General features: G+C 68.7%; 20 protein-coding genes. 10 read left to right on the top strand and 10 right to left on the bottom strand.

Annotated features, from left to right (window positions below):
* Positions 1–27: 27 nt before the first annotated feature.
* Positions 28–1,305 carry a vWA domain-containing protein gene (locus EV646_RS14965; RefSeq protein ID WP_132148762.1) on the top strand — a complete coding sequence of 426 codons (1,278 nt, stop codon included), beginning with the start codon at positions 28–30 and terminating at the stop codon, positions 1,303–1,305.
* Positions 1,302–2,027, top strand: coding sequence for an FHA domain-containing protein (locus EV646_RS14970; RefSeq protein ID WP_132148764.1), 726 nt, complete (start codon positions 1,302–1,304; stop codon positions 2,025–2,027). Before EV646_RS14965 ends, EV646_RS14970 begins: the two co-directional genes overlap by 4 nt.
* Here EV646_RS14970 and EV646_RS14975 read toward each other — a convergent pair.
* The gene (locus EV646_RS14975) at positions 2,024–2,464 is read right to left on the bottom strand and encodes a hypothetical protein (RefSeq protein WP_132148766.1); all 441 of its coding nucleotides are present in this window, start codon (positions 2,462–2,464) and stop codon (positions 2,024–2,026) included. The genes EV646_RS14970 and EV646_RS14975 overlap by 4 nt on opposite strands.
* A 155-nt stretch (positions 2,465–2,619) precedes the next feature.
* The gene (locus EV646_RS14980; RefSeq protein WP_132148768.1) at positions 2,620–3,540 is read right to left on the bottom strand and encodes a GNAT family N-acetyltransferase; all 921 of its coding nucleotides are present in this window, start codon (positions 3,538–3,540) and stop codon (positions 2,620–2,622) included.
* A gap of 403 nt (positions 3,541–3,943) precedes the next feature.
* On the opposite strand from EV646_RS14980, the gene EV646_RS14985 reads away from it, so the two are divergent.
* Positions 3,944–4,852, top strand: coding sequence for a glycoside hydrolase family 6 protein (locus EV646_RS14985; protein ID WP_132148769.1), 909 nt, complete (start codon positions 3,944–3,946; stop codon positions 4,850–4,852).
* A gap of 134 nt (positions 4,853–4,986) precedes the next feature.
* On the opposite strand, the gene groL is transcribed toward EV646_RS14985, so the two are convergent.
* The gene (gene groL / locus EV646_RS14990) at positions 4,987–6,612 is read right to left on the bottom strand and encodes a chaperonin GroEL (RefSeq protein WP_132148771.1); all 1,626 of its coding nucleotides are present in this window, start codon (positions 6,610–6,612) and stop codon (positions 4,987–4,989) included.
* A 224-nt stretch (positions 6,613–6,836) separates the two neighbouring features.
* On the opposite strand from groL, the gene EV646_RS14995 reads away from it, so the two are divergent.
* Positions 6,837–7,394 carry a GNAT family N-acetyltransferase gene (locus tag EV646_RS14995; protein ID WP_199236978.1) on the top strand — a complete coding sequence of 186 codons (558 nt, stop codon included), beginning with the start codon at positions 6,837–6,839 and terminating at the stop codon, positions 7,392–7,394.
* Here EV646_RS14995 and EV646_RS15000 read toward each other — a convergent pair.
* Positions 7,391–7,723, bottom strand: coding sequence for an MmcQ/YjbR family DNA-binding protein (locus EV646_RS15000; RefSeq protein ID WP_241995961.1), 333 nt, complete (start codon positions 7,721–7,723; stop codon positions 7,391–7,393). The two genes, EV646_RS14995 and EV646_RS15000, sit on opposite strands and share 4 nt — an antisense overlap.
* 188 nt (positions 7,724–7,911) lie before the next feature.
* On the opposite strand from EV646_RS15000, the gene EV646_RS15005 reads away from it, so the two are divergent.
* Complete coding sequence (locus EV646_RS15005) at positions 7,912–8,250, top strand: PspC domain-containing protein (RefSeq protein ID WP_132148773.1); 339 nt, start codon at positions 7,912–7,914, stop codon at positions 8,248–8,250.
* An 80-nt stretch (positions 8,251–8,330) separates the two neighbouring features.
* On the opposite strand, the gene EV646_RS15010 is transcribed toward EV646_RS15005, so the two are convergent.
* On the bottom strand, positions 8,331–9,299 hold the full coding sequence (locus EV646_RS15010) for a glycerophosphodiester phosphodiesterase (RefSeq protein ID WP_132148775.1): 969 nt from the start codon (positions 9,297–9,299) through the stop codon (positions 8,331–8,333).
* Between the two features lie 155 nt (positions 9,300–9,454).
* Here EV646_RS15010 and EV646_RS15015 point away from each other — a divergent pair, with 155 nt between their 5' ends.
* Positions 9,455–11,173 carry an ABC transporter ATP-binding protein gene (locus EV646_RS15015; protein WP_132148777.1) on the top strand — a complete coding sequence of 573 codons (1,719 nt, stop codon included), beginning with the start codon at positions 9,455–9,457 and terminating at the stop codon, positions 11,171–11,173.
* Entirely contained in the window at positions 11,170–12,906 is a 1,737-nt protein-coding gene (locus tag EV646_RS15020) for an ABC transporter ATP-binding protein (RefSeq protein ID WP_132148778.1), read from the top strand. The genes EV646_RS15015 and EV646_RS15020 overlap by 4 nt, the downstream gene beginning before the upstream one ends.
* A 44-nt stretch (positions 12,907–12,950) precedes the next feature.
* On the opposite strand, the gene EV646_RS15025 is transcribed toward EV646_RS15020, so the two are convergent.
* Complete coding sequence (locus tag EV646_RS15025; RefSeq protein ID WP_132148780.1) at positions 12,951–13,505, bottom strand: rRNA adenine N-6-methyltransferase family protein; 555 nt, start codon at positions 13,503–13,505, stop codon at positions 12,951–12,953.
* A 116-nt stretch (positions 13,506–13,621) separates the two neighbouring features.
* Complete coding sequence (locus tag EV646_RS15030; RefSeq protein WP_132148782.1) at positions 13,622–13,900, bottom strand: helix-turn-helix domain-containing protein; 279 nt, start codon at positions 13,898–13,900, stop codon at positions 13,622–13,624.
* Between the two features lie 62 nt (positions 13,901–13,962).
* Here EV646_RS15030 and map point away from each other — a divergent pair, with 62 nt between their 5' ends.
* Positions 13,963–14,730: a type I methionyl aminopeptidase gene (gene map / locus EV646_RS15035; RefSeq protein WP_132148784.1), complete on the top strand. Its 768-nt coding sequence runs from the start codon at positions 13,963–13,965 to the stop codon at positions 14,728–14,730.
* 13 nt (positions 14,731–14,743) lie between these two features.
* On the opposite strand, the gene EV646_RS15040 is transcribed toward map, so the two are convergent.
* A complete protein-coding gene (locus EV646_RS15040) occupies positions 14,744–15,847 on the bottom strand; it encodes an Rv2578c family radical SAM protein (RefSeq protein ID WP_132148786.1) in 1,104 nt (367 codons plus the stop codon).
* Between the two features lie 104 nt (positions 15,848–15,951).
* On the opposite strand from EV646_RS15040, the gene EV646_RS15045 reads away from it, so the two are divergent.
* Both EV646_RS15045 and EV646_RS15050 read left to right on the top strand, forming a co-directional pair.
* Positions 15,952–16,785: an NmrA family NAD(P)-binding protein gene (locus EV646_RS15045; RefSeq protein WP_132148788.1), complete on the top strand. Its 834-nt coding sequence runs from the start codon at positions 15,952–15,954 to the stop codon at positions 16,783–16,785.
* Positions 16,786–16,805: 20 nt separating this feature from the next.
* A complete protein-coding gene (locus EV646_RS15050; protein WP_132148790.1) occupies positions 16,806–17,651 on the top strand; it encodes a TetR/AcrR family transcriptional regulator in 846 nt (281 codons plus the stop codon).
* Positions 17,652–17,671: 20 nt separating this feature from the next.
* Here EV646_RS15050 and guaA read toward each other — a convergent pair whose 3' ends face one another.
* Together guaA and EV646_RS15060 are read right to left on the bottom strand one after the other, a co-directional pair.
* A complete protein-coding gene (gene guaA / locus EV646_RS15055; protein WP_422386713.1) occupies positions 17,672–19,234 on the bottom strand; it encodes a glutamine-hydrolyzing GMP synthase in 1,563 nt (520 codons plus the stop codon).
* Between the two features lie 9 nt (positions 19,235–19,243).
* Positions 19,244–19,429, bottom strand: a complete 186-nt coding sequence (locus tag EV646_RS15060; RefSeq protein WP_132148792.1) for a hypothetical protein — start codon at positions 19,427–19,429, stop codon at positions 19,244–19,246.
* Positions 19,430–19,437 lie beyond the last annotated feature (8 nt).

Genomic DNA, 19,437 nt, shown 5'->3' on the forward strand with positions numbered 1-19,437 from the left:
CTCACCGGTCGAAAGGATCACCACCAAATGGCCGAGTTCTCTGCCTCCGTCTACCAGAACGAGTTCCTGCCCGACGGCGGTACCGACGTACACGCCATCGTCACGGTGGAGTGCAAGGGCGCCGGTGCGGCCGGGCAGTCCGGCAGCGGTGACGCCGGCGAGATCATCATCGTCGACACCTCCGGGTCGATGGGCGCCGACGGCGTCCGGGCCGCCGCGTACGCCGCGCAGACCGCGCTCGACCAGATCCTCGACGGGGTGTGGTTCGCGGTGATCTCCGGCAACGACCGGGCGCAGCTGGCGTTCCCGCCGTCGCCGGAGCCGGTGATGGTGCGGATGGACCAGTTCACCCGGCAGGCCGCCAAGGACGCGGTGGCCCGGTTCTACGCCGACGGCGGGACCGCGATGGGCACCTGGCTGCGGCTGGCCGGGCGGGTGTTCGCCACCGTGCCGTCGCTGACCCAGAAGCACGCCATCCTGCTGACCGACGGCGAGAACCAGCACGAGACGCCTGAAGCGCTGACTCAGGCCATCGAGTCGGTCACCGGCCAGTTCCAGGCCGACTGCCGCGGCGTCGGCGTCGCCTGGGTGGTCGACGAGGTACGGCGGATCGCGAAGGCCCTGCTCGGCACCGTCGACATCATCCCGGCCCCGGAGCTGCTGGCGCGCGAGTTCTCCAAGCTGATCCAGAACGCGATGAGCCGCGGCGTCGCGCAGGCCGACCTCCGCGTCTGGGCTCCGCAGGGTGCCGAGGTGCTGTTCGTCCGGCAGGTCGCTCCGACCGTCGAGGACCTGACATCCCGCCGTACGGCGGTCAACCCGCTCACCGGCTCCTATCCGACCGGCTCCTGGGGTGACGAGTCGCGCGACTATCACGTGGCGATTCGCCTTGCTGCCAAGGCGATCGGGCAGGAGCAGCTCGCTGCCCGGGTGCAGCTGGCGATCGGCGACGACGTCGTCGCGCAGGGCCTGGTGAAGGCGCTGTGGTCCGGCGACGAAGCACTCACCACGCGGATCAACCCGGAGGTCGCGCACTACACCGGCCAGACCGAGTTGGCCGACGCGATCCAGGAAGGCCTGGCCGCGAAGGCCGCCGGCGACACTGCGACCGCGACGACCAAGCTCGGCCGCGCGGTCCAGCTCGCTGCCCAGACCGGCAACGAGGAGGCGACCACCCGGCTGCGTAAGGTGGTCGACATCGAAGACCAGGAGACCGGCACCGTGCGGCTCAAGCGCACCGTCGAGAAGGCGGACGAGATGGCGCTCGACACCGCGTCCACCAAGACGACCCGGGTGAAGAAATGACCTCAGTCACCTGTGCGAGCGGGCATCCGTCCGCCTCGACCGACTACTGCGACGTCTGCGGGATCCCGATCGGCGCCGCGGCCACCCCGGCCGCGGCCTCGATCCCGGCGCCCGCTGTCGCGGCTCCGGCTCCGGCCACGCAGCAGTGCCCGAATTGCTCGGAGTCGGCCGCCGCGGACGCCTTGTTCTGCGAGAGCTGCGGCTACGACTTCACCACCGGGACGATGCCCCGACCGCAATCAGCTCAGTCGGCGTCGTCGCTCGATCTCGACACGCCTGCGCCACCGCCGCCAGTACCCGCCGAGGTCGCCGACTGGGTGGTCGAACGCTGGGTCGACCCCGACTGGTACGCCGTACAGCAGAGTGACGACCCTTGTCCGTCGCCCGGCCTGCCGGTGGTGATCCCCGTGACCGAGAAGAGCGTGCTGATCGGCCGTCCGTCGCGCAGCCGCGGGATCAACCCGGAGATCGACTGCGGCGATGACTCCGGCGTCAGCCGCCGCCAGGCGCAGCTCACCACGGACGGCCAGCGCTGGTGGGTCGAGGACCTCCAGTCCTCCAACGGCACGTACGTCGCTCCCGCGTCCGACCCCCTCCCCGAGGACCCCATCACCCCCGGCCAGCGCCGCGAGCTAAACCCCGACGACCGCATCTACGTCGGCGCCTGGACCCGCCTCGTCGTCCGCAAATCCACCCCAGAAGAACAAGCCGGCCAAGCCTAAGACTGGGTCCAGGCCGGCATCGGGCGGAAGCAGAGGTATTCGATGATGGCTGAGCCCAGGACGATGGGGACCAGCCAAGACCAGGGCTGGTGCGGGAGGCTGACGACGACTATGGCTGTCCAGAGGGCGATCCAGCCGCCGCCGTAGCCGCGGAGGACGCCTCGGTACCAGAGGCCGCCGGGGGCTTCGGCGGCGCGCTGGCCGAGGTAGACGAACAGGTACGACGCGATCGAGATCGGCCAGAAGAACCACAGCCGGGCCCAGTCGTACGGGACCATCACCAGCGCGGTGATGCAGACGAGCGCGATCGCCCAGTGGTACACCTCGCCTGCCCAGTTGAGTCCACGTTTGCGGAGCGTGAGCACGATCGCGAGCGGGCCGAACAGCACCGCCAGCGCTCCCGCGGCGACATGCAGGATCAATGCGATGTCACGCATCGCCTGTCCTCCCCCAACCCCCGGCCCCCACCGGAGCTCTCTGACATGTCAGGGAGCATAGGGCTCAGAGCTGTCGCCGTCTCCCCCTTGCCCCCTCGGGTTGGGGGTTGCCCACCGAGAATCTCAGTGGGCAACCCCCTACCTGTGTGGGCAACCTAGCTGGGGAAGGACAGCACGAGGCGTACGGCGAAGTTGCGGTAGCCGAGGCGTTCGAAGCTCCGGGCCATCGGCACGTTGCCGAAGTCGGTGTCCGCCCGGATCTGCTCGGCGCCGGTCTCGGCCAGGAGGTGGGTGATCTCCGCCAGCAGATCGTCGCTGTACCGGTGACCGCGGTGCTCAGCCAGCACGCCGAGGTACCCGACCACGGGCCCACCACCGTTCGCCGACGGGATGGCGAAGCCGATCAGCTTGCCGCCGTCGTCGTACGCGAGTCGCCACCAGGACCGCTCACCCGGCATCGACATGTACATCTCGAGCTCCTCGCGCGCCGCGCCGTCGACCCCAAGCCTGGCGACGGCCCGGGCGGTGGACGCGTCGAGACTGCCCTCACTCACCCGGCGGAAGACGTCCACGAACGCCTCGTCGTCGGCCGGTTCGAACCGCAACCGCGTCGACCGCGGCGGCAGCCCGTACTCCGGCTTCCACTCGTACCGCAGCCGCTCGGTGACCTCGGTCAGCCCGGCCGCCACCGCGGCCCGCTTGCGCTGTTCGAGTTCGGCAACGCCGTCCGCGTGGTCGCGCCAGTCGTTGGACAGGAAGAAGTGGTACTCCGGCGGCTCGGGCAACGCCTTCACGGTGTGCTCGATCAGCGCCGTCCAGACCGGCACCGGGTCGCCATCGCCGGCGTAGTACAGGCCGTCGATGCTGAACGGGTGGTCGTGGTTCGGCGGACCCCACCAGATCGCCAGCGCCTGGATCTCGCCGTTCTCCTCGGCGACCCAGGTCCAGTCGTTCCGGTAGGTGCCGTCGGCAATGAAATCGTCATAGCGCTGACGGGTGACGGTGTTGACCGACTGCTGGTCGATCAACGCATGAATGGTGTCGAGGTCGGCCTCGACGGTGGTGCGGATGTTCACGAAACCTCCAGCAGGAGGCGCGCGGCACCGCTCAGTGCGAGTTGTGCGAGCGGATCAAGCGCGCCGGGAAACAAGTCAGTGTCTTCATCGGTCGCTCCTTCCACTCGAGACGATCTCGCCGCGCCCGACAGTAGAGGTGCCACGGGGTCATAGTCCACCGATTATTCACCGACGCCCACTACGCCTCGTTCGGCGAGGTCGATGAAGAAAATTAACAGTCTCATGTGGATCGACGGTTAGGACTTTTCAAACGATTGCCTAACCGGTTAACGTCCCGGGGTAACGTCGTCGACACGTTGAGTATCCCTACCGCCCCTCACGGAAGGCCTCCACGATGTCCACCCTGCGCATGACCACCCTGGGCCTGCTCACCGCCGGACTGTTCACCATCGGCAGCTAGCCTATGCCCGGGCTGGCTGCCGAACCCCGGCTCAGCGTCGGCGTGGCTGCCGGCAACCCGGTTCAGCTCACCAACGGTTTCTACGTCGACCCCAACTCCAATCCGGCCGCCTACGTGAAGCAGCACCCGGGGGCGACCGAGATCAAGACCAAGATCGCCCAGAAGGCCGGCGGCCGCTGGTTCGGCAACTGGAGCGGCGACATCAAGGCCGCGGTGACGTCGTACACCAAAGCCGCCGACAGTGCGAACAAGCTGCCGATCCTGGTCGCGTACAACATCCCGGGTCGCGACTGCGGTGGTCACTCCGGCGGTGGCGCCGGGTCGCCGGCGGCGTACCGGGACTGGATCGCCAAGTTCGCCGACGGCATCGGCAACCGCCCGGCCGTCGTCGTGATCGAGCCGGACGCACTGGCCCAGCTCGACTGCATGCCGGAGAACCAGCGGCAGGTCCGCCTCGACCTGCTGAAGTACGCCGCCAACCAGTTCGCAAACAAGAACCCGAACACCTGGGCCTACATGGACGGCGGCAACTACAACTGGATCGAGGCCGGTGAGATGGCCCGGCGGCTGCGACTGGTGGACGTCGGCAAGATCCGTGGCTTCGCGCTGAACACCTCGAACTACTACACCACGCAGCAGTCGGTCTCGAAGGGGAACGCGATCAAGAGCGCGCTCGGCGGCGGCAGCCAGTTCGTCGTCGACACCAGCCGGAACGGCAACGGCTCCAACGGCGAGTGGTGCAACCCGGCCGGCCGCAAGCTCGGCGTCCCGTCCCAGGTCGGCGGCGGCGCGGACCTCCTGCTGTGGCTCAAGGTCCCCGGCGACTCTGACGGCGACTGTGGCACCGGCAAAGGCATCCCCGCCGGCACCTTCTCCCCCACCCTCGCCACCCGCCTCATCTCCGGCACCTGACCCCGTTACGTCCGAAGAACTGTGGCCTATAGCCCTCACTTCTTCGGACGTAAGCGCGAGGGACAGCAAGAAGGCGGTCCCGGGCGAGTGCCCGGGACCGCCTTGGTGTTGCTGTGCTGTTGGACCTCAGTGGATCAGAAGTCCATGCCGCCCATGTCGGGCGCGCCACCCGGAGCGGCCGCGGCCTTCTCCGGCTTGTCGGCGATGACCGCCTCGGTGGTGAGGAACAGGGCCGCGATCGAGGCCGCGTTCTGCAGCGCCGAGCGGGTCACCTTGGCCGGGTCGATGATGCCGGTGGCGATCAGGTCGACGTACTCGCCGGTCGCGGCGTTCAGACCGTGACCCGGCTCGAGGTTGCGAACCTTCTCCACCACGACGCCACCCTCGAGGCCGGCGTTCACGGCGATCTGCTTCAACGGCGCCTCGACCGCGGACCGCACTATCGCGGCACCGGTGGCCTCGTCACCCTCGAGGTCCAGCTTCTCGAACGCCAGCACGGACGCCTGCAGCAGAGCCACGCCGCCACCGGCGACGATGCCCTCCTCGACGGCCGCCTTCGCGTTGCGAACGGCGTCCTCGATCCGGTGCTTGCGCTCCTTCAGCTCGACCTCGGTGGCCGCGCCGACCTTGATCACCGCAACGCCGCCGGCCAGCTTGGCCAGCCGCTCCTGCAGCTTCTCGCGGTCGTACTCGGAGTCCGACTTCTCGATCTCGGCGCGGATCTGGTTCACCCGGCCGGAGATCTGGTCGGCGTCGCCCGAGCCCTCGACGATGGTCGTCTCGTCCTTGGTGACGACGATCTTGCGGGCCTGGCCGAGCAGCTCCAGGTCGACGGTGTCGAGCTTGAGCCCGACCTCCTCCGAAATGACCTCGCCGCCGGTAAGTACGGCGATGTCGACCAGCATGGCCTTGCGGCGGTCACCGAAGCCCGGCGCCTTGACGGCGACGGCCTTGAAGGTGCCCTTGATCTTGTTGACGACCAGGGTCGCCAGCGCCTCGCCCTCGATGTCCTCGGCGATGATGGCCAGCGGCTTGCCGGTCTGCATCACCTTCTCCAGCACCGGGACCAGGTCCTTGATGCTGGAGATCTTGCTGTTCACCACGAGGATGTACGGGTCGTCGAGGACCGCTTCCATCCGCTCGGTGTCAGTGACGAAGTACGGCGAGATGTAGCCCTTGTCGAAGCGCATACCCTCGGTGAGCTCGAGCTCGAGGCCGAAGGTGTTGCTCTCCTCGACGGTGATGACGCCTTCCTTGCCGACCTTGTCCATCGCCTCGGCGATGATCTGGCCGACCTGGGTGTCGGCGGCCGAGATGGACGCCGTCGCCGCGATCTGCTCGCGGGTCTCGACCGGCTTGGCCAGCGCCAGCAACTGCTCGCTGACGGCCTCGGTCGCCTTCTCGATGCCCTTCTTCAGGCTCATCGGGTTGGCACCGGCCGCGACGTTGCGCAGACCCTCGCGGACGAGAGCCTGGGCCAGCACGGTGGCGGTGGTGGTGCCGTCACCCGCGACGTCGTCGGTCTTCTTCGCAACTTCCTTGACGAGCTCGGCCCCGATCTTCTCGTACGGGTCCTCGAGCTCGATCTCCTTGGCGATGGAGACGCCGTCGTTGGTGATGGTGGGGGCGCCCCACTTCTTCTCCAGGACGACGTTGCGGCCCTTCGGGCCAAGCGTCACCTTGACCGCATCGGCGAGGGTGTTCATTCCCCGCTCGAGGCCGCGGCGCGCCTCTTCATTGAAAGAAATCAGCTTGGGCATTCTCCGCGAGTCCTCCCGCGTCGAGTCTTTGTGGTTCAGCCGGCCGGGATGCCCGCGACGGACGGCACCGGGCGCGGCGCTCACGTCCCGCCACGTTCCGGCACCTCATCGAGGCCGTCTTCTGTCACACGCCACGGGCAGGAGCCTTATCACTCTCACCCATGGAGTGCTAACCAAGTATTAGCACTCGCCCCAACCGAGTGCAAGCCAGCTACCGTGAGCCTGTGGACGTGCGACCGGCCGAACCCGGCTCCTGGGACGACGTGGCGGCCGTCATGGGCGAGCGCGGCGACCCGGCCCGCTGCTTCTGTCAGTACTTCCGCCTGCGCGGACAGCAATGGTCCGCCGCCACCCGGGAGACCAACCGGCGCGACCTCCGAGCCCAGGTCCGCTCCGGCGACCTCCCGCCCGGCGTACTCGCGTACGACGACAACGCACCGGTCGGCTGGTGTGCAGTAGCACCCCGTACGGCGTACCCACGCGTGCTCGCCTCCCCCAGCTGGCGCACCGACCACCCGGACGCCTGGGTGATCACCTGCTTCGTCGTACCGGTCGGCCACCGCCGCCAGGGCGTCGCCGGGGAGCTGGCACGCGGCGCGGTTGAGTTCGCCCGGACCTACGGCGCTCAGACGGTCGAGGGCTGCGCGGTCGATACGGCCCAGGCGTCTGGTGTCTCCTCGGCCGACCTCTACCGCGGCCCGCTCAACGTCTTCCTGGACGCCGGCTTCAAGGAAGTCGGCCGCACCAACCCCCGCTGGGTCCTCGTCCGCCGAACCCTCTAAGCCAGCTGGGCGATCAGGTACTTCGGCGCTGTGAGCCGCCAGGCCTCGGTCACCAGCTCGCGCAACTCCTCGTCGTCGGCCCTGGCGATGTCGACGTCGAGCCAGGCGAACCGGCCGGATGCCCACGATGGCGAGTACACCTCTGGATCTTCGGCCACCAGCGCCTCTTGCTCCTCCCGCAGCGCCTTGAGCAAGAGCCGCGTCCCGTCCTCCGACATGTACGCGAAACTCTTCTTCCGCACCTTGAAGACCGGCTGCCCAGCCCAGCCCTCGTCCTCCTCCACGCCCGGCAACCCGAGCACCACCTTCGGCAGCACGTCGACGTCCATCCCATGACGGTAAACACGCCCGCCGACAGTTTCAGCGGTGAACCGGCCGAAGCGAATCGACGTACTGTCAGGCCGGGGTTCCACGAAAGTTGTCAGGGAGGCGGGATCAGGGATCCAGGGGTCGGATCAGGGGTGGGTCGGTACCGATCCTGATGTGGTGGAGGGGGCTCAGGCAGGACAGTTGAGATATGACGAACTCGAACGCACCGTTCTCCAACCTGTCCGGCAAGGTCCTCCGTCGCTCCCGCGACCAGCGGATGCTCTCCGGTGTCTCCGGCGGCATCGCCGAGTACCTGAACATCGACGTGACCCTGGTCCGGCTCGCCATCGTCGGTCTCACGCTGATCACCGGCGGCACCGCCCTGATCGGCTACGCGGTCGCCTGGATCGTGATTCCGGAGTCCGACGGCAAGGCTGTCTGGCAGAACGTCCAGCAGTCTGTGAACCAGCCCACCACCCCGGAGGCCGACATCGCCTCCCGCATCTACGACGACACCACCACCAACAACAAGCCCCCGGCGGCGTGACCCGGACTGCGCCTCAGCGCGCAGCCACCAAACGCGCGGCAGGGTGACCGCAAGCCCTCGTCACCCTTCCGCTGCCACCTCTAGACGTTCAGGGCGGCGGTGCGGCGTATGGCGGCTGCTGCTTGGTCTGGGTGGTCGGCGAAGAGGCCTTCGATGCCTAGGCGGGCGAAGCGGGAGAGTTCCGTCTGGAAGTCGATGTCGGTGGGGAGGAAGCGGCGTTCGGCGCGGAAGGTCCAGACCTGGACTGCTAGACCTGCGCGGTGCGCTTGGTCGACCAGGCGGGTCGGCTCGCAGAGTGCGCCGGTCGGGGTGCGTGGGATGACCAGGTCCTTGTGGGGAGCCAGTGCGTGCGCGTACGTCGACACCTCGCGCAGACCGGCCGGCTGGATCAGGTCGGCGAAGGTACGCCCGTCACCCGTGCGCAGGAAGTCGTTCGGCGCGCCCTGCGAGTCCACCAGCTGCACCAGCGGCACGCTGGTCATGACTGACAACCGCCGCAGGCTGGTCGGCTCGAACGACTGCACCATGATCTCGTCGCTGCGCAGCCCGAGTTGCAGTATCCGCTCTGTCAGCAGCTCCTCCAGCGGCAGTCCGACCCGCCGGAAGTACGCCGGGTGCTTGATCTCCGGCAGTACGCCGATCGGCCGCCCGAGCCGCTGCGACTCCTGCCTGGCCAGCGCCACCACGTCGTCGAACGTGGGGATGGCCTCCAGCCCGTCGTACGACGTGTTGGCCGCGCGCAGGGCGGGCATCCGCTCCCGGGCCCGCAGGGTGCGCAGTTCGGCGTAGGTGAAGTCCTCGACGAACCAGCCGGTGACAGCGGTCCCGTCGATGACCTTGGTGAGCTTCCGGTCCGCGAACACCGGGTGGTCGGCGACGTCCGTCGTACCGGAGATCTCGTTCTCGTGCCGGCACACCAGGACGCCGTCGAGCGTGGCGACCAGGTCCGGCTCCAGGTAGTCGGCTCCCTGCGACGCAGCCAGGCGGTACGCCGCCGGCGTGTGTTCCGGGCGATAACCACTCGCTCCCCGATGCGCGATCACCAGCATGGTTCCAGCACAGGCGGCGGAAGTGGCCCGGCGGGAACTCGTTGCCCAACGCAAGGTGAAGCTCTCTTGATCACCACGGTCCGCCGCCGGACCGTCACCGCGGCCGGATAATTCGCATGCGTTCTGTCGGTGCCGACGCCTAGCCTGAGAAGGCTATGAAACAACTGCCTCTGGCCGATCCCGGCGTCCCTGATCACCGCTCGCCTGCCCGCTATCTGTTGTGGGTCGCGCGGGGGCAATGGCGCACGCTCGCGGGCGGGATGACGTTCGGCATCCTGTGGATGGCCGCGCAGGCGTTCATCCCGGCGATCCTCGGCAAGGCGATCGACGAGGGCATCGCCGCGCGCGACGGCGAGCGGCTGCTGCACTGGACCGTGGCGCTGTTCGTGGTCGGCGTCGTCCAGGCGCTGGCCGGCATCATGCGGCACCGGTTCGCGGTGACCAACTGGCTGACCTCGGCGTACCGCACGGTTCAGGTGGTGACGCGGAAGTCGGCCGACCTCGGCGCGACGCTGCCGAAGCACCTGGCCACCGGTGAAGTGGTCAGCATCGGCGCGGGCGACCTCGCCTACATCGGCAACCTGATGGAGATCTCGGCCCGGTTCACCGGCGCGATCTTCGCGTTCGTCGTGGTCGCGTCGATCCTGCTGTCGACGTCGACGACGCTCGGCCTGGTCGTGCTCATCGGCGTACCGGTGATGCTGTTCTGCCTCGGCCCGATGCTGCGGCCGCTGCACAAGCGGCAGTCCGCCCAGCGCGAGGCGGTCGGCGAGCTGAACTCGCTGGGCTCCGACATCGTCGCCGGCCTGCGGGTGCTGCGCGGGATCGGCGGTGAGGAGTCGTTCTCCCGCAGGTACCGCGGCGAGTCCCAGCAGGTCCGGCAGGCCGGTGTCGGCGTCGCGCGGATCCAGTCCGTGCTCGACGCGGCGCAGGTGCTGCTGCCAGGCATCTTCGTGGTGCTCGTGGTCGGTCTCGGCGCGCACTTCGCGCTGCGCGGCGACCTCAGCGCCGGCTCGCTCGTAGCGTTCTACGGCTACGCCACTTTCCTCGTCCTGCCGCTGCGTACGGCGACAGAGTTCGCCAACCAGCTGATGCGCGGCCTGGTCGCGGCACGCCGAGTGATCCGGGTGCTGTCGCTGCAGCCCGACATCACTGAGCCGGCCCAGCCAGTGCGGCTGCCGGACCGCGGCGACCTGGTCGACCCGGTCTCCGGCATCCGCGCCCGCGACGGCCTGCTCACCGCGATCGTGTCCGCAGAGCCAGACAGCTATGCCGAGCTGGCCGACCGCCTGGGTCGGTACGACGACACCAGCGAGGTCCGGTACGGCGGAGTCACTCTGGCCAGCGCCACCCGGGAGGACGTGCGTGCGCGCATCCTGGTGAGCGACACCGGCGCCCAGCTGTTCACCGGCACGCTGCGCCAGGAGCTGGACCCGGACAACCGCCGTACCGACGAAGAAGTGATGGCAGCGATGCGTACGGCGTCCGCCGAGGACGTGCTGGTGGCGCTGACGGACGGGCTCGACTCCGAGGTGGAGGAGAAGGGCCGGTCGTTCTCCGGTGGGCAGCGGCAGCGACTGGTGCTAGTGCGTGCGCTGCTGGCGGACCCGGCTGTGCTGGTCCTGGTCGAGCCGACGTCGGCGGTCGACGCGCACACCGAGGCGCGGATCGCGGACCGGCTGCGCGACCAGCGGTCCGGCCGGAGCACCGTCGTACTGACCGCGAGCCCGCTACTGCTGGACCGCGTCGACGAGGTCATCTTCGTCGCGGCCGGCCGAGTCGTTGCCACCGGCAAACACCGTGCGCTGCTCGACAGCGAGCCGCTGTACCGCAGGACCGTCACCAGAGAGACCGAAGAGGAGGTGCTGGCATGAGGCAGATCCTGCCTGTCGCGGACTCTGCCCAGATCCGCCGGCACGCACGCCGGCTGGCCCGGCGGCATCCGCGGTCGTTGGTGATCGCGCTGCTGCTGCACGGCCTGGCCGCGATCACTGGCCTGGCCGCGCCGCGGCTGATCGGCGACCTGGTCGAGGACGTCCAGAACGGCACGACCGCGGCCAAGGTCAACCAAGTGATCCTGGTCATCGCGGTGTTCATCGTGGTGCAGTCGCTGCTCACCCGCTGGGCGCGGTTCCGCTCGTTCGCGCTCGGCGAGCAGGTGCTGGCCGAGCTGCGCGAGGACTTCGTCGACAACGCGCTCGCGCTGCCGATCGGCACGGTCGAGCGGGCTGGCACCGGCGATCTGCTGTCGCGGACCTCGCGTGACGTCGACACGCTGTCGCGCACCGTCCGGTTCGCCGTACCGGAGACGATCATCGCGTCGGTCACCGTGCTGTTCACGGTCGGCGCGACGATGCTCGTGGGCGTCTGGGTGCTGGTGCCGCTGGTGGCGATGGTCCCGGCGCTCTGGCTGGGCACGCGGTGGTACCTGCGTCGCGCGAAGGACGGCTACCTGCGCGAGAACGCGGCGTACGCCCAGATGACGAGCTCGCTGGCGGAGACCGTCGAGGGCGCTCGTACGGTCGAGGCGCTGCGGCGGTACGACGAGCGCGTACGGCGGGGCGATGGCGACATCCGCGGCTCCTACAACGCCGAGCGGTACACCTTGTTCCTCCGGACCGTGTACTTCCCGATCGCCGAGATCGGGTACCTCGTGCCGGTCGTGGGGACGCTGGTGTTCGGCGGCTGGCTGCACATCAACAACCACGTCTCGCTGGGCGCGGTGACCGCCGCCGTGCTGTACGTCAACCAGCTGATCGACCCGGTCGACCGGCTGCTCTCCTGGCTCGACGAACTGCAGTCGGGTGGTGCCGCGTTCGCCCGCCTGCTGGGCATCAGCGACGTACCGGACGACCGGACGCCATCCGGCCAGTCGCCGTCCGGTGAGCTCGTCGAGGCGAGCGACGTGCGGTTCTCGTACGTCGACGGCCGCGACGTGCTGCACGGTGTCGACTTGACCATCCAGCCGGGTGAGCGGGTCGCGATGGTCGGGCCGTCCGGCGCGGGCAAGTCGACACTCGGGCGGCTGGTCGCGGGCATCCACCCGCCGCGGACCGGTTCCGTCACCGTCGGCGGGGTCGGGATGACCGAACTGCCGCTGGACGAGCTGCGCAAGCAGGTCGCGCTGGTCACGCAGGAGCACCACGTCTTCGTGGGGACCCTGCGCGACAACTTGTCGATGGCTCGGCCGTCAGCGTCCGACGAGGACCTGCTGGATGCGCTCGAGGCAGTCGATGCGCGCGAGTGGGCTTCGGCCTTGCCTGATGGGCTCGACACGCGGGTCGGGTCGGGGCAGCTGGCGCTCACGCCGGCGCAGGCGCAGCAGTTGGCGTTGGCTCGACTCGTGCTGGCCGATCCACACACGCTCGTACTGGATGAGGCGACCTCACTGATCGACCCGCGGGCGGCTCGGCACATGGAGCGTTCGCTGGCCGCCGTACTGGAGGGCCGGACGGTGATCGCGATCGCCCACCGCCTCTACACCGCCCACGACGCCGACCGCGTCGCAGTGGTTGAGGACGGCCGCATCACCGAGCTCGGCAGCCACGACGAGCTCGTAGCCCGGCAGGGCTCCTACGCCGCCCTCTGGAACTCCTGGCACGGATAGCAAGAACCCCCGCCCGTTTTCGGTGGGCGGGGGTTCTGCTCCTTCTAGGCTCGGGTACGGCGTTTGCGCAGTACGAGGACAGCGGAATCGACATGCGGCGGTGGGGTGAAAGCCTTGCGAGGAAGGCGAAGCCCGATCGACAGGTCGTAGTACGGGAACCATCGGTTCGCCCCCGGCGCGTCACCGCGAGCCCACCGGTTCGCCACCGCCCGCTGCAGCACCAGATCCGCCGACACCAGGCGCGAACCCGGCGCCAGCAGCCGCTTCAGCAAAGCGGTGGAGACGTTGTACGGCGGACTCGACACCACCCGGAACGGTCGCGACGGCAACCGCAGATCAGCGGCATCGGCACGGACCACCGTGACGGCTTGGTCCGCGAACCGCCGACGCAAGCGATCGGCGCGACCAGGGTGGAGTTCGACGGCGACCACCTGGGCTCCGGCCCGGACCAGCGGCGCGGTCAGCGCACCCAGTCCGGCTCCGACGTCGAGGACGAGTTCACCGGGTCTGACCCCGGCCGCGTCCACGACCCGTTCGGCCCAACGACTATCGAGCGGATGCCATCCCCAGGCACCCCTCGCCTGCCCGTAGCCGGGCACGACGGACCATCACGAAGTACGTAATCATGGCTTCGACAATAACCCTTGCGTCAAAGGATTTTCGGCGTCGCGCCAAGCTGCTGGACCGTTGGTTGAGGCGGTGATTCGATCGTGTTCTAGGCGATCAGTCCGGAGTCGTCCTCCGTCGCCGGGTTGTCCCGGCAGGCTGCGACGAGAGTGTCGAGGGAGATGTCCAGGGTCGCGGCGACGGCGGCGACGGTGAACAGGGCCGGGGTCGGGATCCGGCCGGTCTCGATCTTGCGGAGGGTGTCGACCGAGACCCCGCAGGCCGCGGCGACGTCGACCATGCTGCGCTCGCCACGAGCCTCGCGCAGCAGGCGGCCGAGCTGACGGCCTCGCTCACGGTCCCAGCTGGACAGCGGTGGTCGCACCATGACTGCGATAATAGTACCGGTATAGTTATCCGGGAAAGGGTGCCGAGGTCGAGGAGCGGGGCATGGTCGAGTTGAAGACTCCGGCGGAGATCGAGCAGATGCGGGCGGCCGGACGGGTGGTCGCCAACGCGCTGGCCGCGGTGAAGAAGGAAGCCGCCGCCGGGATGTCGTTGCGCGAACTCGACGCGGTCGCGCGCGAGGTCCTGCATTCGGCCGGCGCGGTGTCCTTGTTCGAGGGATATCAACCGGGTTTCGCGACCAGCCCGTTCAGCGGCGTCATCTGTACGTCGGTCAACGACGCCGTACTGCACGGCCCGCCCGGCGACCTCGTGCTCCAGGACGGTGACCTGCTGAACGTCGACTGCGGCGCCTCGCTCGACGGCTGGTGCGCGGACTCGGCGATCAGCTTCTGCGTCGGTACGCCGCGCGCCGAGGATCTGGAGCTGATCGCGACCACCGAGCAGGCGCTGGCGGCCGGGATCGCCGAGGCGGTCCCCGGGAACCGGCTCAGCGATATCAGCGCCGCGATCGGCCGGATCGGCAAGGCCGCCGGGATCGGCACCAACCTCGACTTCGGCGGACACGGCATCGGCCGGCGGATGCACGAAGATCCCCACATCCCCAACGGCGGCCGGCCAGGTCGCGGCCTCAAGCTCCGGCCGGGTCACGTCTTCGCCATCGAGCCATGGTTCTGGACCGGCCCCGGCAGCACCTACGTCATCGACGAAGACGGCTGGACCCTCCGCTCCGCCGACCAAACGCGAGGCGCCCACGCCGAACACACCGTAGCCATCACCGAAGAAGGCCCCCAAATCCTCACCCTGCAGTAGCTGGCTCACCCACTCAGAACAGGGTTTGCTGGTCGACGTCCGGGGTGACGTGCGGGATCGGCGCGGCGTGACGAGCCCGGCGGGGCTGGCGCGGTGGGGAGCGGCGGTGAGGTTGGCGGATGCGGGCGGCACTGGAACTCGCATCGATGGGGTCCGAGCGGTGACGTGAGCCCCGGCCGAAGCCGTGCTTGTCCAGCAACGGGCGGACCTTCTCCGCAAAGGCATTGTGGTAGCTGGGCGCGACATTGGAGCCGTGGGCATAAAGGGATTCGTAGCGAGCGACCAGCTCGGGACGCTCCTGAGCCAGCCAGGCCATGAACCATTCCTTGACGCCGGGCCGCAGATGCAGCACGAGCGTCGTGACGCCGGTGGCGCCGGCCTCCGACAACTCACCGAAGAGAAAGTCCAACTGTTCCGCGGAGTCGGTAAGCCACGGAAGAACCGGAGCGACCATGACGCCACACGGTAGACCGGCATCGCGGACGGAGCGGATCAGGTCGAGGCGACCGCGAACCGAGGGCACGCCGGGCTCGACGAGCTTGCGCAACTCCTCATCCGCCAGCGCGAGCGAGACACCGATACCGACGGAGACCTCCGCCGACGCGGCAACCAGCAGCTCCAGATCGCGCCGAAGCAAGGTGCCCTTTGTCAGCACGGACAGCGGCGTACCCGAACCCGCCAACGCCTCGATGATCCCCGGCATCAGCCGATAGCGGCCCTCGGCCCGTTGGTACGGATCGGTATTGGTGCCCAGGGCAACCTGTTCGCGACCCCAGGACGGCCGGGCCAGTTCGCGTCGCAGCACCTCCACCACGTTCGTCTTGACCACGATCTGCCGATCAAAGTCCTCCCCCTGGTCGAGCTCGAGATAGCGGTGCGACGGCCGGGCGAAGCAGTACCGGCAGGCGTGCGTGCAGCCGCGATACTGGTTGATCGTCCAGTTGAACGGCAGCGACGTCCCCGGGACGGAGTTCAGCGCCGACCGCGCGAGCACCTCATGGAAGGTGATGCCGCGGAACTCCGGCGTGGTCACCGACCGGACCAGGCCCGCGATCGACCCGAGCCCCGGCAACGTCCCCGGGGTCTCCGCGTCGATCTGCTGACCAGCCCATCTCATGCATCACAGTCGAACACATGTTCGCCAGATTCTCAAATCCAGGTGCGCCCGAATCGCATTCTCGTATACCCTACGGAAATAGCCGATACCTGGGAGGCACAAAGATGACGATCCTCGTGACCGGCGCGACCGGAAGCGTGGGACGGCTGCTCGTCGACGAACTCGTGGCCGCAAACGCACCCGTGCGGGCACTGACCAGCAACCCGAAGAAGGCCGCGCTCCCCGACGAGGTCGAGATCGCCAAGGGCTACCTCGGCAGACCGGAGACCCTCGCCGCGGCACTCCGCCAGATCGACACCGTCTACCTCGCGCCACTTCCGGCGTACGTCGACGACTTCGTGAAGTACGCCCAGGAGGCCGGTGTACGGCGGGTCGTCGTACTGTCGGGTGAGCCGGCGGAGTACGAGGCGCAAGGGGATCCGGCGAGCTGGCACTACTACAAGATCGAGCGGGCAATCGAGGACGCCGGGTTCGCGTGGACGCACCTGCGGCCGGGTCAGTTCATGAACAACACACTGGACTGGGCCGGCTCGATCAAGGCGGAGAACGTCGTACGCGCGCCCTACCCGGCAGCGATCCAGACGCCGATCGACCTGGCCGACATCGCGGCGGTCGCCCGCGTCGTCATCACTGATGAGCAGTACACCGGGCAGAAGCTCACGATGAGCGGTCCGCAGGCCCTCACGCCGCCGCAGCAGGTCGCGCACATCTCGGCGGCGATCGGACGCGAGGTGAGGTTCGAGGAGCAGACCCCGCAGGAGTACCTGGACCTCTGGACGCCGATCGTTGGCGCCCAGACCGCCCAGTGGCTGCTCGACGGCTTCCGCATGATGGCCGAGCACCACATGACCCCTGAGCCAACTGTCCCCGAGCTCACCGGTCGTCCCGGCACCACCTATCGCGAGTGGGCCGTGGCCAACGCCGACGCCTTCCGCTGACGCATGGGACGCTGTGCACTGTGACAGTGCGGCACAGCGGTGGAGGCCAGCCAGAACGCACCCTCGCGTTGCTCTGGCGCAACAAGCAAGCCCCAAACACGCAGGCGCCAAATACGCAGGCGCCAGACCAGCAGGTCCCAGACCAGCAGGTACGACGCCGCACGGCCGGCCGGCGGCCATCGCTGGACGTCGACGGAGTGGTGCGCACCGGCATCCAGTTGGCAGACGAGCGCGGCCTCGAAGCGGCCTCCATGGGTGGAGTGGCCAAGGCACTAGGTGTAGGCACCATGACGCTCTACACCTACGTGCCCTCCAAGGAGGAGCTGCTGGACCTCATGGTCGACGAGGTCCTGGCAGAGCGGCAGCTACCCGGCCCAGCCGAACCCAGGCCGGCCGGATGGCGCCTGCAGGTCGAGCTGTACTCCGAACAGACCCGAGCGATGTTCCAGCGCCACCCCTGGCTCGCCCGGGTCTCCACGGTGCGCCCACCCGTCGGCCCCGGCATGCTGGCCGGCCGCGAGTACCTGCTCTCCGTACTGCTTCCACTCGGCCTCAGCCCTCGCGACACGAACACCGCCGCGCTTTCCATCACGATGTACGTCGACTCGGCCGCCGGACTAGAGGCCGAGAACGAGCTGGTCGAACGCGCCACCGGGCAGAGCAACGAGGCGTGGTGGTACGACCGGAACGATCTGTGGGAGACGTATTTCGACGTCGAAAGACATCCCGCGATGACGGCGATCTGGAACGCGAACGGCTACCAGGACACCGTCCGCGACGCCGCCACCGACGCGTACCGCTACGGCCTCGACCGTCTCCTGGACGGAATCCAGGCCCAGACCGAGGTCGCCCCGGACATGCCGTAGCTTGCCCGGGTGGGTGAGAACTACTCCCACTCGATGGTGCCCGGGGGCTTGCTGGTGATGTCGAGGGTTACGCGGTTGATTTCGTCGACCTCGTTGGTGATGCGGGTGGAGATGCGCTCCAGGACGTCGTACGGGAGGCGGGCCCAGTCGGCGGTCATGGCGTCCTCGCTGGTGACGGGGCGCAGCACGACGGGGTGACCGTACGTGCGGCCGTCGCCCTGGACGCCGACCGAGCGTACGTCGGCCAGCAGGACCACCGGGAACTGCCAGATGTCGCGGTCCAGGCCGGCCGCGGTCAGCTCGGTCCGGGCGATCAGGTCGGCGGCGCGCAGGATGTCCAGACGCTCGCGGGTGACCTCGCCGATGATCCGGATGCTCAGGCCCGGGCCTGGGAACGGATGCCGGTAGACCATCGTCTCGGGCAGGCCGACCGCGAGGCCGAGCTCGCGGACCTCGTCCTTGAACAGTGTCCGCAGCGGCTCGATCAGGCTGAACTGCAGGTCGTCGGGCAGCCCGCCGACGTTGTGGTGCGACTTGATGTTCGCGGTCCCGGTGCCGCCGCCGGACTCGACCACGTCCGGGTAGAGCGTGCCCTGGACCAGGAACTCGATGTGCCGCTCGGCGTCCAGCTTGCGCGCGGTCGCCTCGAACGTCCGGATGAACTCGCGGCCGATGATCTTCCGCTTCTGCTCCGGGTCGGTCACCCCGGCCAGCGCGCTGAGGAACTGGTCCTCGGCGTCGACCACCTCGAGCCGGATGCCGGTCGCGGCGACGTAGTCCTTCTCGACCTGCTCCGACTCCCCAGCCCGCTGCAGGCCGTGGTCGACGTACACGCAGGTCAGCTGGTCGCCGATCGCCTTGTGCACCAGGGCTGCCGCGACCGCCGAGTCGACGCCGCCGGACAGGGCGCACAGCACCTGCTTGTCACCGACCTGCTGCCGGATCAGCTCGACCTGCTCGTCGACGACGTTCGTGGTGGTCCAGTCGCCCTTGCAGCCGGCGATGTCGTAGAGGAAGTGCTCCAGCACGGCCTGCCCCGCCTGCGAGTGCAAGACCTCCGGGTGCCACTGCACGCCGGCCAGCCGCCGATCCAGGTCCTCGAAGGCCGCGACCGGCGCCCCCTCCGACTCAGCCAGTACGGCGAAGCCCGCCGGCGGCGCGTGGACCGCGTCACCGTGGGACATCCACACGTTGAGGTCCTCGGGGATTCCGGCTAGCAGCGTCCCCGCTGAGCTGACCGTGACCGGCGTACGGCCGAACTCGCGCAGCCCGGTACGACGTACCTCACCCCCGAGCGTCTGCGCCATCGCCTGGAAGCCGTAGCAGATCCCGAACGCGGCAACGCCGGCGTCGAACAGCCCGGAGTCCACCCGCGGAGCGCCCTCGGCGTACACCGACTGCGGGCCGCCGGACAGGATGATGGCCTTCGGGTTCCGCGCCAGCATCTCCTCGACCGGCATCGAGTGCGGCACGATCTCCGAGTACACCTTGGCCTCGCGAACCCGCCGCGCGATCAGCTGCGCGTACTGCGCCCCGAAGTCGACGACCAGGACCAACTCATGCTGCGGGATTTCTTGGGTCACCCGCAAAGCCTATCGGTGCAGGTCAGCGGGGTTGTAATCCGCGGCCCGCAGCGGCTGGTTGGTGATCTCCAGACCCGGAAAGCGGCGCCGCATGGCGGCTTCGTGGCGGTCAGCGGACGCTTGGTCGCCGATGTAGTCCGCGATCAGGTGCTGGCCGAACCACAGCCGCACCCGGCGTCGAGATGGCAAGCTCACAGCGGGGA

The organism is Kribbella antiqua (genome assembly GCF_004345665.1).
GTDB classification, from domain to species: Bacteria; Actinomycetota; Actinomycetes; order Propionibacteriales; family Kribbellaceae; genus Kribbella; species Kribbella antiqua.